At 72.0% G+C, this 12,549-nt stretch carries 8 protein-coding genes and 1 tRNA gene; 4 read left to right on the top strand and 5 right to left on the bottom strand.

All coding sequences use genetic code 11. From position 1 onward, the window contains the following. Nucleotides 1-74 precede the first annotated feature (74 nt). The 5 genes from O7546_RS23490 to argS form a co-directional block, all read right to left on the bottom strand. Nucleotides 75-3,320, bottom strand: coding sequence for an efflux RND transporter permease subunit (locus O7546_RS23490; RefSeq protein WP_194800569.1), 3,246 nt, complete (start codon nucleotides 3,318-3,320; stop codon nucleotides 75-77). Nucleotides 3,321-3,629: 309 nt separating this feature from the next. Beyond that, nucleotides 3,630-4,679, bottom strand: coding sequence for a threonine synthase (thrC, locus tag O7546_RS23495; RefSeq protein ID WP_135241817.1), 1,050 nt, complete (start codon nucleotides 4,677-4,679; stop codon nucleotides 3,630-3,632). Nucleotides 4,680-4,791: 112 nt separating this feature from the next. Continuing rightward, nucleotides 4,792-6,096, bottom strand: coding sequence for a homoserine dehydrogenase (locus O7546_RS23500; protein ID WP_194800568.1), 1,305 nt, complete (start codon nucleotides 6,094-6,096; stop codon nucleotides 4,792-4,794). Beyond that, a complete protein-coding gene (gene lysA / locus O7546_RS23505) occupies nucleotides 6,093-7,478 on the bottom strand; it encodes a diaminopimelate decarboxylase (protein ID WP_281600049.1) in 1,386 nt (461 codons plus the stop codon). Before lysA ends, O7546_RS23500 begins: the two co-directional genes overlap by 4 nt. Nucleotides 7,479-7,482: 4 nt before the next feature. After that, nucleotides 7,483-9,150: an arginine--tRNA ligase gene (gene argS, locus O7546_RS23510; protein WP_194800566.1), complete on the bottom strand. Its 1,668-nt coding sequence runs from the start codon at nucleotides 9,148-9,150 to the stop codon at nucleotides 7,483-7,485. Between the two features lie 98 nt (nucleotides 9,151-9,248). Here argS and O7546_RS23515 point away from each other — a divergent pair, with 98 nt between their 5' ends. From O7546_RS23515 to O7546_RS23530, 4 genes are all read left to right on the top strand, one after another. Continuing rightward, nucleotides 9,249-10,085, top strand: coding sequence for a DUF3105 domain-containing protein (locus O7546_RS23515; protein WP_194800565.1), 837 nt, complete (start codon nucleotides 9,249-9,251; stop codon nucleotides 10,083-10,085). Nucleotides 10,086-10,095: 10 nt separating this feature from the next. Then, nucleotides 10,096-10,770 (top strand): DUF305 domain-containing protein, encoded by a 675-nt coding sequence (locus tag O7546_RS23520; protein WP_194800564.1) that lies wholly within the window; start codon nucleotides 10,096-10,098, stop codon nucleotides 10,768-10,770. A gap of 803 nt (nucleotides 10,771-11,573) precedes the next feature. Further along, on the top strand, nucleotides 11,574-12,269 hold the full coding sequence (locus O7546_RS23525) for a winged helix-turn-helix domain-containing protein (protein WP_194800563.1): 696 nt from the start codon (nucleotides 11,574-11,576) through the stop codon (nucleotides 12,267-12,269). Between the two features lie 76 nt (nucleotides 12,270-12,345). After that, nucleotides 12,346-12,417, top strand: a tRNA-Arg gene (locus tag O7546_RS23530). The last annotated feature ends 132 nt before the right edge of the window (nucleotides 12,418-12,549 follow it).

Below are 12,549 nucleotides of genomic sequence, written 5' to 3' on the forward strand. Positions count from 1 at the left end.
CCGCCCGGCCCGGTTCCGGTGTGTCCCGCGCGCCGAGGTGCCGGGAGGGGCCCGCGCGGGCCCCTCCCGGTCCGTCACTCGGTCGGCGGCAGCGGCGACTGGCGGCTCTTGGGCAGGCGGAGCACCTCGAACTGGTCGGTGCCGTCGACCAGCGCGCCCGACGGGCGGGCCGGCGGCGGCGCCACCACGGCCCGCTCCTCGGCGCGCTCCCCGCCGCCGACCGTCACCGGCACCGGGTCCGGCTCCGGCTTCGGCCCGACCGGCTCGGGAGCGCCGCCCCGCCGCCGGTTCCGGAACGAGCCCTTCGTGTGCTCGACCATCGTGTAGAGCGTCGGCACGAGCACCAGCGTCAGCAGCGTCGAGCTGAGCAGGCCACCGATCACCACGACCGCCAGCGGCTTGGAGATGAAGCCGCCCTCGCCGGTCAGGCCGAGCGCCATCGGCAGCAACGCGAAGATGGTGGCAACGGCGGTCATCAGGATCGGCCGCAGCCGACGCCGGCCGCCCTCCACCACCGCCTCGGTCACGTCCATGCCCTGGGCCCGGTACTGGTTGATCAGGTCCATCAGCACGATCGCGTTCGTCACCACGATGCCGACGAGCATGAGCACGCCGATCAGCGCCGGCACACCCAGCGGCGTGCCGGTGACGAGCAGCAGCCCGATCGCGCCGGTCGCGGCGAACGGCACCGAGATCAGCAGGATCAGCGCCTGGGTCAGGCTGCGGAACGTGGCCACCATGATCAGGAAGACGATCGCGATGGCCGCCAGCACCGCGAGACCGAGGTCCGCGAACGCGTCCGCCTGGTCGGCGCTGACGCCGCCGATCACGTACGTGGCGCCCGGCACGTCCAGCGCGTCCAGCCGCTTCTGCAGCTCCTGCGTGGTGGCGCCCAGGTTCGAGCCGGTCGCCGTGCCGGTGACCGAGACGCTGCGCTCCCCGTCGATCCGGGTCACCTGCTGCGGGCCGTCGACCTGCTCGACGTCGGCGATCGCGTCCAGCGGCACCGCGCCGACCCGCAGCGCCTTCAGCTCGTCGACGGTCAGCGGCGGCCGGGCGCCGCTGCTCAGTACCACGCTCTGCGCCGTACCGTCGAGCGTCACCTGCCCGAGCGGCGCACCCCGGTACGTCTGCGCGACGAGCTGCCCGACTGCCGCCTCGGTGAGACCCGCGCGGGCCGCCGCCACCCGGTCCACAGTCACCTCGACGCGAGGCACCTGCGTGGCCAGGCTGCTGGTGACGTCCTCCACGCCCGGCGTGCCGGCCATCGCGCCCCGTACCGCCTCGGCCGCCCGGGTCAGCGTCTCCTGGTCGGCGGCCTGCACGACCACCTCGACCTGGTTGGCGGAGGCGTTCTGCCCGCCGCCGAACGTCAGCTCGCCCACCTCCGCGCCGAGCGCGTCGAACTCCTTGCGCAGGTCCTGCCGTACCGCCGCGGCGTCGGTGTCGTCGGACAGCGACAGCGACCAGGTGGCCCGGTCACTGCCGCCGCCCGCGAACGGGTTATCCCCACCACCGGCGCTGACCTGGTAGGTCTCCACCCCCGGCGTACGCCGCAGCACCTCCTCGACCCGCGCGGCGGCCCGGTCGGTGCCGGCGAGCGAGGTGCCGGCCGGCATCTCCTGCCGGATGGCGAGCGTGTCCTGGCCGGAGTCGTCCAGGAAGTTCGTCTCCAGCTTCTGCGCCAGGCCGAACGTGCCGAGCAGCACGAGCAGCCCGAGACCCACGGTGGCCCAGCGGGTCTTCCGCGAGCGGGTGGCGAAGTCGATCACCGGCAGGTACGCCCGCTGCAACGGGTTGCGCAGCTCCTTCTCCTCGGCTTCCCGCCGGGCCGCGGCGTCGTCGGCGCCGCCGCGCGGCCGCAGGAACCAGTACGCCAGCACCGGGATGACTGTGAGCGACACCAGCAGCGACGCGAGCAGCGCCACCGTCACGGTGATCGCGAACGGCGCGAACAGCTGCCCGACGAAGCCGCCCACCAGGGCGATCGGCGCGAACACGGCGACAGTGGTGAGCGTGGACGCGGTCACCGCGCCGGCCACCTCGCGTACCGCGGTCAGGATCGCGTCCCGCTTCGGTTCGCCGTACTCCAGGTGGCGTTTGATGTTCTCCAGCACCACGATGGAGTCGTCCACCACCCGGCCGACGGCGATGGTCAGCGCGCCGAGGGTGAGCAGGTTCAGCGAGTAGTCGCCGGACCAGAGCACGATCAGCGCGACCAGCACCGACAGTGGGATGGACACCGCGGTGACGACGGTGGAGCGCACCGACAGCAGGAACACCAGGATCACCACGACGGCCATGACCAGGCCCAGCAGGCCCTCGGTGGTCAGGCTCTCGATGGACTTCTCGACGAACGGGGCCTGGTCGAAGACCACCGTCAGCTCGGCGCCGGAGGCCTCCGACAGCTCGTCCAGCCGGTCCCGGATCTCGTGCGAGATCTCCACCGCGTTGCCGTCCGGCGCGGCGGTCACCGCGATGCCGAGGCTGGGCTTGCCGTTGGTCCGGGTGAACGAGGTGGCCGGGGCGAGCTGCTGCTCCACGGCGGCCACGTCGCCGAGGCGTACCGGGGCGGCGGGAGCCGTGGTCAGCACGATGCCGCGCAGGTCGTCGACGGTCCGGATCGGCGTGCCCACCTGCACCGGCAGCGACCGGTCGCCGTCGGCGAGCGCACCTGCCGGCACGGCCACACCGTTGCTCTTGAGCGCCGACGCGATCGCGGTCGGCGCCACCTTGGCGGCAGCCAGCTTCGCCGGGTCCGGCGTGATCGTCACGACCTGGTTGCGCGCACCGGTGACGTCCACCGAGCGGACGCCGTCCAGCGCCTCCAGCTCCGGTACGACGGCGTTGCGCAGCTTCTCCGCCAGCGCCCGCTCGTCGCCGTCACCGGTCGCGGCGACCACCACTGCGGGCAGGTCGTCGGTGCTGCCGGCGATGACCTGCGGGTCGACGCCCTCGGGGAGCTGGGAGTCGATCCGGTTGAGCGCGGTCTCCATCTTGTTCACGACGTCGTCCAGGTCGGTGCCGAACTCGTACTGCACCTGGACCGTGGCCGCGCCCTCACGGGAGGTCGAGGTGACCTCGTCGAGGCCCGGGATGCCCTTGAGGCTGTTCTCGATCGGCTCGGCGACCTGGGATTCCACGATCTCCGGCGCGGCGCCCGGGTACGTCGCCACGATGAACGCGGCGGGGAACTCCAGCGACGGCAGGAGCTGCTGCTTCAGCGACGGCACGGCGAACAGGCCGAAGGCCGTGGTCACCAACGCGACGAGGGCGATCAGCCCCCGGTTGGCGAGGCTGAATCTGGCGAGCAGCGACATCGGCGTTACTCACTCCTGGAGAGGTGTCCGGCAGGGGGGTGTCTGAGTCTGCCGCACGCCCCGACACTCCCGACATCCGCCCCAGCCGATGACACCGCCGCGCTGCGGGGGTCGTCCGTTGCCGCCTTGGTCGACGCCACTTCGCCGAGGTGACGGCGTCCAGCCCACTCCGATCCCGCCCGTGAGCACGTCACCCGGTTGTTGATCCACTCCACTTCGCCGAAGTGGTTGCATCCCACCCACCCCGACCCCGCCACCTCCCCGAACTGGAGTCGATCAAGGAAGGGGAACGTCGCGGGGAGGGAGAGATCAGACCAGGTCGAGGGAGCGGGCGGCGGCCAGCGCGTCGTTGGCGATGGTCACCGGCGCCGGCGCGGTCGAGATGGCCCACTCCGGGTCCTTCAGGCCGTGCCCGGTGACCGTGCAGACCACCCGCGACCCGGCCGGCACCCGGCCGGCCTCGGCCTGCTGGAGCAGACCGGCGACGCTCGCCGCGCTGCCCAGCTCGACGAAGACGCCCACCTCGCGGGCCAGCAGCCGATACGCCGACAGGATCTCCCGGTCGGTGACCGCCGAGATCAGGCCGTCCGAGGCGTCCCGCGCGTCGATGGCCTTCGTCCAGCTCGCCGGGTTGCCGATCCGGATGGCGGTGGCGATCGTCGACGGCTCCGGCACCACCTGACCGGTGACGATCGGGGCGGCGCCGGCCGCCTGGAAGCCGTACATCCGGGGGGCCTTCGTGGCGTTGCCGTCGCGCAGGTCCTCGGAGTAGCCCATCCAGTACGCGGTGATGTTGCCGGCGTTGCCGACCGGCAGGCAGTGGATGTCGGGCGCGTCGCCGAGCGCCTCGACGATCTCGAAGGCGGCGGTCTTCTGGCCGTGCAGCCGGTCGATGTTGACGGAGTTGACCAGCGCGACCGGGTAGTCCTGGGCGAGCTTGCCGGCGAGCCCGAGGCAGTCGTCGAAGTTGCCCTGCACCTGGAGCAGCTTCGCGCCGTGCACGAGCGCCTGGGCCAGCTTGCCCAGCGCGATCTTGCCCTGCGGCACCAGCACCGCGCAGGTGATCCCGGCGCGGGCCGCGTACGCGGCGGCGGAGGCGCTGGTGTTGCCGGTGGAGGCGCAGATGATCGCCTTGTCACCGGCCTCGACGGCCTTGGAGACCGCGACGGTCATGCCGCGGTCCTTGAACGAGCCGGTCGGGTTGGCGCCCTCGACCTTGAGCCACACGTCCGCGCCGACCCGGGCGGAGAGCACCGGCGCCGGCAGCAGCGGCGTGTTGCCCTCGTGCAGGGTGACGACGGGAGTCGCCCCGGTGACCGGCAGCCGATCCCGGTACGCCTCGATCAGTCCCCGCCACATGTCGTGCTCCTCGCCTCTGTCGCCCCGCTCCGGGGCCTGCCAACAGCGTGGACCAGCCTGCCCGCCCGGCCACCGGCACACCCTGCTCTAACCATCAGGCGGGACGCGTGGGTTACGCGCCGCCCTCCACCCGAAGCACACTCGTCACCGACCTGACGATGTCGAGTCCGCGCAGCTCACGCACGGTGGCCGCGAGCGCGGCGTCGGGCGCGACGTGGGTGACGATAACGAGTTCCGCGTCACCGCCGGCCGGGCCCTGACGGACGGTGGCGATGGACACCTCGTGCCGGGCGAAGACGCCCGCCACCCCGGCCAGCACACCCGGCCGGTCGGCCACGTCGAGGCTGATGTGGTAGCGGGTGAGCGCCTCGCCCATCGGCCGCACCGGCAGGTCCGCGTACGCCGACTCGCTCGCCGCGTGCACCCCGGCGAGGCGGTTGCGGGCCACCGCCACCACGTCGCCGAGCACCGCGCTGGCGGTGGGCGCGCCACCGGCGCCCCGGCCGTAGAACATGAGCTGCCCGGCGGCGTCGGCCTCGACGAAGACCGCGTTGAACGCGTCCCCCACGCTCGCGAGCGGATGCGTCAGCGGGATCATCGCCGGGTGCACCCGCACGTTGACGGTCTCCCGGCCCTCCGCGTCGACGCCCCGGGCCGCGATGCAGAGCAGCTTGATCGTGCAGCCCATGGCCTTGGCGCTGGCCACGTCGGCGGCGGTCACCTCGGTGATGCCCTCGCGGTGCACGTCGGCGGCGGTCACCCGGGTGTGGAACGCCAGCGAGGCGAGGATGGCGGCCTTCGCGGCGGCGTCGAAGCCCTCCACGTCGGCCGTCGGGTCGGCCTCGGCGTACCCCAGCTCGGTGGCCTCCTCCAGCGCCTCGGCGAACCCGGCGCCGGTGGCGTCCATCGCGGAGAGGATGAAGTTCGTGGTGCCGTTCACGATGCCGGTGACCCGGGTGATCCGGTCGCCGTGCAGCGACTCGCGCAGCGGGCGCAGCAGCGGGATGGCCCCGGCGACGCTGGCCTCGTAGTAGAGGTCGGCGCCACCCTCGGCGGCGGCGTCGTGCAGCGCGGCGCCGTCCTCGGCGAGCAGCGCCTTGTTGGCGGTGACCACGCTCTTGCCCGCGCGCAGCGCCTCGACCAGCCAGCCCCGGGCCGGCTCGATGCCGCCGACCACCTCGACCACCACGTCCACGTCGTCGCGCTTGATCAGCCCGAGCGCGTCGGTGGTGAACAGCGCCGGGTCGACCGGCAGGTCGCCGCGGTCACGGCCGATCCGGCGTACGGCGATCCCGGCGATCTCCAGCGGGGCGCCGATCCGGGCGGCGAGGTCTTCCGACTGCTCGTGCAGCAGCCGGACCACGTCGCTGCCGACAGTGCCGCAGCCGAGCAGCGCCAAGCGAACCGGTGAGGTCATCCCACATCCAATGCCAGCAGGTCGTCTTCGGTCTCCCGGCGGACGATCAGCCGCGCCCGACCTTCGCGGACGGCGACGACCGGCGGCCGCGGGACATGGTTGTAGTTGCTCGCCATGCTCCGGCAGTAGGCCCCGGTGCCGGGCACCGCGACAAGATCTCCGGGCTGCACGTCAGCGGGCAGGAATTCATCCTTCACCACGATGTCCCCCGACTCACAATGCTTTCCCACCACGCGGGCGAGCATCGGCTGTGCGGCTGACGTGCGGTTCGCCAGCGTGGCCGAGTACGAGGCGTCGTAGAGAGCGGTACGGATGTTGTCGCTCATCCCCCCGTCCACGCTCACGTACGTCCGCAGGCCATCCACGTCTTTGACGGTCCCGACCGCGTAGAGCGTGAACACTGCCGGGCCGACGATCGCGCGACCCGGCTCGACCGACAGGTGCGGCACGGCGAGGTTCTCCGCCGCGCACTCCCCGTCGACGATCTTGCGCAGGCGCTTCGCCAGATCGTGCGGTGACGCCGGGTCGTCCTGGGTGGTGTACGCGATGCCGAAGCCGCCGCCCAGGTCCAGCTCGGGCAGCTCCACGCCCCGGGCGTCGCGGATCTGCGACTGGAGGGCGAGGACCCGGCGGGCGGACACCTCGAAGCCGCTGGCGTCGAAGATCTGCGAACCGATGTGCGAGTGCAGGCCGCGCAGCTCCAGCACGTCCTCGTCGAGGATCTTGAACGCGGCCGCCGCGGCGGCACCGCCCGCGAGCGAGAAGCCGAACTTCTGGTCCTCGTGCGCGGTGGCGATGAACTCGTGGGTGTGCGCCTCCACGCCGACGGTGACCCGGACCAGCACCTTCGGGCGTACCCCGCGCTCGCGGGCCAGCTCGGAGAGCCGGTCGATCTCGGTGAACGAGTCGACGATGATCCGGCCCACGCCGGCGTCCACCGCCCGGGTCAGCTCCGCCACCGACTTGTTGTTGCCGTGGAAGCCGATCCGCTCCGGAGGCATCCCCGCCGAGAGCGCGGTGGCCAGCTCGCCGCCGGTGCAGACGTCGAGGAACATGCCCTCCTCGGCGATCATCCGGACCACGGCGCGGCACAGGAACGCCTTGCCGGCGTAGTAGACGTCCGCGTCCGGGAAGGCCGCCCGGAACTCGCGGCAGCGCTCGCGCAGGTCGTCCTCGTCCAGCACGTACGCCGGGGTGCCGTACTCGACGGCCAGGTCGCGGACGTCCAGGCCCGCGACGGTGAGCGCGCCGCCGGGGCCGCGCGCCACGTTGCGCGGCCACAGTTGCGGCACCAGGGCGTTGACGTCGACCGGGGTACGCAGCCAGGCCGGCCCCCGGGTGCCGATCTCGCCGTGCAGCGCGCCCGCCTCGTGAGCCCGCACGGCGCTACATCCGCTCCGGCGCGGACACCCCGAGCAGGTGCAGGCCGTTGGCGATGACCACCCGGGTGGCGTCGTTGAGCCAGAGCCGCGCCCGGTGGGTGTCGGTGATCTCCTCGTCGCCCTGCGGGGCGATCCGGCAGTTGTCGTAGAACCGGTGGTACGCCTGCGCGACGCTCTCCTCAAGGTAGCGGGCCACCCGGTGCGGCTCGCGCAGCTCGGCGGCGGTCGCCACCACCGCCGGGAACTCGGCGAGCGCCTTGAGCAGCTCGTTCTCCTTGTCGTGGCCGAGCAGCTCCGGCTGGAACGCGGCGGCGTCGCCACGGGTCAGCCCGATCTCGGCCGCGTTGCGGGCCACCCCTGCGGTACGCGCCGCGACGTACTGCACGTAGTAGACCGGGTTGTCGTTCTTGGCCCGGGTCCACAGCTCCACGTCGATGTCGATGGGCGAGTCGGCCGAGTAGCGGGCCAGCGCGTACCGGGCGGCGTCCACGCCGATCGCGTCGACCAGGTCCTCCAGCGTGACCACGGTGCCGGCCCGCTTGCTCATCCGCACCGGGGCGCCGTCGCGGACCAGGTTGACCAGCTGGCCGATGAGGATCTCCAGGTTGCGCGCCGGGTCGTCGCCGAAGCACGCGGACATCGCCTTCATCCGGCCGATGTAGCCGTGGTGGTCCGCGCCGAGCATGATCACGACCCGGTCGAAGCCGCGCTCCCGCTTGTTCAGGTAGTAGGCGCAGTCGGCGGCGAAGTACGTCCACTCGCCGTTGGACTTGCGCAGCACCCGGTCCTTGTCGTCGCCGAACTCGGTGGTGCGCAGCCAGGTCGCGCCCTCGGACTCGAAGACGTGGCCCTGCTCCCGCAGCCGGTCCAGCGCCGCGTCCAGCGCGCCCCCGTCGTGCAGGTCCTTCTCGTTGAAGTAGGTGTCGAACTCCACCCCGAAGTCGCGCAGCGAGGACTTGATCTCGGCGAACATCAGCTGGACGCCCTCGTTGCGGAACACCTCCTGGGCGGCGTCCTCGGTGAGGTCGAGCACATCCGGCCGGCGCCGGACCACCTCGGCGGCGATCTCCGCGATGTACGCGCCGCCGTAGCCGTCCTCCGGCGCGGGCTCGCCCTTCGCGGCGGCCAGCAGCGAGCGGGCGAACCGGTCGATCTGGGAGCCGGCGTCGTTGAAGTAGTACTCCGTGCCCACGTCGGCGCCGGTGGCGCGGAGCAGACGGCTCAGCGCGTCGCCGACGGCCGCCCAGCGGACCCCGCCGATGTGCACCGGGCCGGTCGGGTTCGCCGAGACGAACTCCAGGTTGATCCGCTGACCGGCGAGGGTGTCGCTGCGCCCGTACGCCGGACCGGCCTCGACGATGACCTTGGCGAGCTGACCGGCGGCGGCCGCGTCCAGGCGGATGTTCAGGAAGCCGGGTCCGGCGATCTCCACCGACTTGATCCCCGGCGCCTTGGCCAGTTCGTCGGCCAGCGCTGTCGCCAGTTCCCGCGGCGGTACGCCCACCTTCTTGCTGAGCTGGAGCGCCAGCGTCGAGGCGTAGTCACCGTGATCGGGATTACGGGGTCGCTCGACGGTGGTCTGCGCGGGCAGCGCGGCGCGGTCCAGTCCCCGCTCGTCGAAGACGGCGTGGGCTGCGGCGAGGACGACCTCGGCGAGTTCTGCGGGAGTCACTGATCCATGTTATCGGGGGTAGACTCGGGCACCGCGGAGGCGACCCAGCATGTGAACCGGCCCCGCGCTCCCCTGACCGACCGACCTGACGAGGCACGATGAGCATCAGCACCCCGGGCGGCCCGGAGCGCCGTCCCACCGTGGTCAGCACCGGCAAGAAGCCGGCCGCCGGCCGGCCCTCGGCTGCCGACAAGCCCGCCGCGAAGGCCGGCTCGGGCAAGGCCGGGGGCGGCAAGGGCACGCCACGGCAGGGCGCCGGGGGCAAGGGCCGCAAGCCGGTCGCCCCGGTGAAGGTGAGCCAGGGCCGTTCGTGGGGCCCGATCGCCCTCTTCGTCGCGGTCGGCGTCCTGGCCGTGGGCATCATCGGTGTCGGCGCCTGGGCGGTCTACCAGGGCGGCCAGCCGTGGCAGAAGCGGGCCGAGGCGATCGACGGCATCGTCGACTACCGCGCGAAGGACAAGGACCTGGTCAAGGGCGGCAACCACCAGCCCGGCGCGATCAAGTACGACGTCCTCCCGCCGGTCGGTGGCCCGCACAACCAGGCCTGGCAGAACTGCATGGGTGACGTCTACGACGCCCCGATCGCCAACGAGCACGCGGTGCACAGCCTGGAGCACGGCACGGTGTGGATCACCTACCGCCCGGACCTGCCCGCCGACCAGGTGGAGAAGCTCCGCAGCAAGGTGCAGGGCAAGGAGAAGACGATGCTCAGCCCGTTCGAGGGGCTGGACAAGCCGATCTCGCTCCAGGCCTGGGGCTACCAGCTCAAGGTCGACAACGCCGACGACAGCCGGATCGACGACTTCATCAAGACCCTGCGGGTGAACGCCTCCATCGAGGGCCCGAACGCGCTCTGCGACCAGGGCGTCACCGCCACCGGCACCGCCCCGCGCGACAACCTGCAGAACACCATGCCCCAGCAGCCCACCCAGTGAGGACGCCGCGATGACCGCTCCGGTGACCACCGACAGCGAACTGGACGAGGCTCCGGCCGCCGACCAGGGCGGCCGGGGCGCGGTGCGCCGCTACGGCCTGCTGGCGGTGGCCGCCGCCCTCGTGGTCGGGCTGGTCCTCGGGTACGCGGGCGGCCTGCTCACGCCGACGCTCACCCGTCCGGGTGAGAACTCGGCGGAGGCCGGCTTCGCCCGGGACATGACCGCCCACCACAACCAGGCCGTGGCGATGGGTCTGCTGGCGTTCAGCCAGGGCCAGGACCCGGAGGTACGCCAGGTCGGCGTGGACATCGCCACCGGCCAGCAGGGCGAGATCGGCACGATGCAGACCTGGCTGCGGTCCTGGAAGCTGGACCCGACCGGCGAGCAGGCGCCGATGGCGTGGATGAAGGACGGCGGCGGGCTGATCAAGAACGGCCTGATGCCGGGCATGGCGACGCCGGAGGAGATGGCGAAGCTGCGCGCGGCGAGCGGCCGCGAGTTCGACGTGCTCTTCCTCCAGATGATGATCCGCCACCACATCGGCGGGGTGCACATGATCGACGGCATCCTCGACGAGGGGGGCGACGACGACGTGCTGGCGGTCGCCCAGATCATGAAGAACACCCAGCAGAACGACCTGACAAACCTGAACGCCGCCCTGAAGCGCCTGGGCGGCACCCCGTAACACCCGCCGCCCCGCACGATCCCGAGGCCCGGTCCCCTTCCCAGGGGCACCGGGCCTCCCCCGTCCCCACCCCCACCCCCGGCCCCGGCCCCGGCCCCGGCCCCGGCGATCTTGCACTTACTGCCTCAGCGCTGCCGGATTCGCCCCGTTATGGGAGGTCCGCAAGTGCAAGATCGCGGGAGCAGGGGGGCAAGGGCGGCCCGGGGTCACCCGACAGGGCATCCTCGCCGCCTCGCGCGTGCGCGCTTCCGGTTCCGCGCTCGCTCGACACCAGCTCGGGGAGGTGGGGTTATCCCCACTCTTGATCGACACCAGCTCGGGGAGGTGGTGGGGTCGGGTTGGGTGCGATGCAGCCACTTCGGCGAAGTGAAGTCGATCAGCAACGGATGAGGCGTTCGGGCGGGAGAGGCGGTCGAGTGGGGCGGGACGGGACGGGCGGCCGTGTCGAGGGTCAGGTGGCAGCCCGAGGGGTCGGCCCGACAGTGGCATTCCCGCCCACCTCGCGTACCCGCGCCTGCGGTTCGATGCTTGATCGACACCAGCTCGGGGAGGTGGTGGGGGTCGGGGTGGGTGCGATGCAGCCACTTCGGCGGAGTGGAGTCGATCAGCAACGGATGAGGCGTTCGGGCGGGCGAGGCGGTCGAGTGGGGCGGTGTGGCCCACGCGAGGGTTGGGTGATCAGGGATAGTATGTTCCGGTTTGGGTGTTTGTAACGGTTTGGGGTTAACGGGTCATTGTGGAGGTTGGAGAGTTTTCTACCCACATATCGTGACCAGTTGCGATTCGGGCTCGTTGCCCAAGACGTGGGGGTTGCACTCAGAGACGCAGGGCGGTCGGTGACCAGCTGGTGCCGACGCCACACCATCGGCGGTGACGGAGCGGTGGCAGCCGTCCGTCGCGGACTGCGGCAGGGCGAGCCGGGAACGCTCAGCCGCGAACAGGAACTCGAACTCATCGACGTGCTCCGGGGGGTCCACCCCGACGAGTTCGGCCTCGACGAGGAGCTCTGGACACGGCAGAGCCTGACCACCCTCATCGAGCGCCGGTTCGGCCTGGCGATGGAGGCCGGCACCGTCGGGGCGTACCTCCGGGCCTGGGGTCTGGGGCCGCGCGAGCCGCGCGAGCGGGCCTGCGGCCTGTGCGTCGGCGCGGTCGAGCGCTGGGTACGCAGCGAGTACCCGGCGATCACGCGGGCGGCCCAGGAGCACGCCGCGGAGGTCTACTGGATCGGCCGGGTACGTCTGCGCGGCACCATGCCCGCCGCCGACGTGGTCTCGGCGGTGTCCTCGCGGGGACGGGTGCGGTTCATGGTGACCACGCCGTCGGTGGACCCGCCGCTGCCCCGGGACTTCGTGCTGCGGCTCAGCGGCGCCGAGGAGCGCACCGTGCACCTGATCGTGGACGGCTCGTGGCCGCGCAACGAGTGGCCCCGCCGGCTGCCCCGCCGGGTCGTGCTGCACCCGCTGCCGAGCTGCGGTCGCGCCGTCGCCGCGGCCTGATCCGACGAAGATCGACTCGCGGGGGTACCGATTCGGTGATCCGGGAGGGGGTTTGCTACTCTTCTCGGGTCGCTGAGCCCCCGTAGCTCAGGGGATAGAGCACCGCCCTCCGGAGGCGGGAGCGCAGGTTCGAATCCTGCCGGGGGCACACCTGCTAAGAACCCAGAACAAAAGACCTTCACGAGCCCGACAGCCACCTTGGCTGCCGGGCTCGTTTCGTTTCCGGGCGAGCCGGCCTCCTTGACCACCGACCCACCGCTTTACTACGTTACTAGTAAAG

The sequence above is a fragment of the Micromonospora sp. WMMA1976 genome (genome assembly GCF_027497335.1).
GTDB classification, from domain to species: domain Bacteria; phylum Actinomycetota; class Actinomycetes; order Mycobacteriales; family Micromonosporaceae; genus Micromonospora; species Micromonospora aurantiaca.

Coding starts and splice junctions, on each gene's coding strand:
- O7546_RS23490 (WP_194800569.1), bottom strand. CDS start 3,320: ATGTCGCTGCTCGCCAGATTCAGCCTCGCCAACCGGGGGCTGATCGCC.
- thrC (WP_135241817.1), bottom strand. CDS start 4,679: ATGTGGCGGGGACTGATCGAGGCGTACCGGGATCGGCTGCCGGTCACC.
- O7546_RS23500 (WP_194800568.1), bottom strand. CDS start 6,096: ATGACCTCACCGGTTCGCTTGGCGCTGCTCGGCTGCGGCACTGTCGGC.
- O7546_RS23515 (WP_194800565.1), top strand. CDS start 9,249: ATGAGCATCAGCACCCCGGGCGGCCCGGAGCGCCGTCCCACCGTGGTC.
- O7546_RS23520 (WP_194800564.1), top strand. CDS start 10,096: ATGACCGCTCCGGTGACCACCGACAGCGAACTGGACGAGGCTCCGGCC.